Raw genomic sequence first — 573 nt, 5'->3', positions numbered from 1 at the left:
GTGTCGCCGTCGGAGATGGTGAGTCCGGTGATACGACCGCCGGCTTCGATGGTCCCGGAGAGCTGGGTGTGGCCCAGGTCGTCCGTGGAGCTGATGACGCCGTCGTTACCGGAGTCTGCGATGTCGACCGAGGAAGCGTCTGCTACGGTGTCCTTGGCAATGGTGTCGGTGACCTGTGCGGCGGTGTTGCCGTTGGCGTCTTCGGCATCGAGGGTCACGGTTAGGGTTCCGTCGTTGAACGAGGAGACATCCACGTTGGCGGTCCAGGTGCCGTCGTGCAGGAGGGTGTAGTCGCCCTCATTTAAGGTGATGGTGGTGTCGCCGTCGGAGATGGTGAGCTCGGTGATACGACCGCCGGCTTCGATGGTCCCGGAGAGCTGGGTGTGGCCCAGGTCGTCCGTGGAGCTGATGACGCCGTCGGCCCCGGAGTCTGCGATGTCGACCGAGGAAGCGTCAGCCACGGTGTCCTTGGCAATGGTGTCGGTGACCTGTGCGGCGTTGTTGCCGTTTGCGTCCTCGGCATCGAGGGTCACGGTCAGGGTGCCGTCGTTGAACGAGGAGACATCCACGTTG

General features: G+C 63.9%; 1 protein-coding gene. It reads right to left on the bottom strand.

Annotation, left to right across the window (positions count from 1 at the left end):
• Window positions 1-573 (bottom strand): hypothetical protein (locus MSL71_RS26355; protein WP_180147525.1); only part of this gene is annotated, 573 nt, incomplete at both ends.

The organism is Desulfoluna butyratoxydans, assembly GCF_900699765.1.
Lineage (GTDB): Bacteria > Desulfobacterota > Desulfobacteria > Desulfobacterales > Desulfolunaceae > Desulfoluna > Desulfoluna butyratoxydans.
This window is presented reverse-complemented; position numbering and strand designations above follow the sequence as displayed.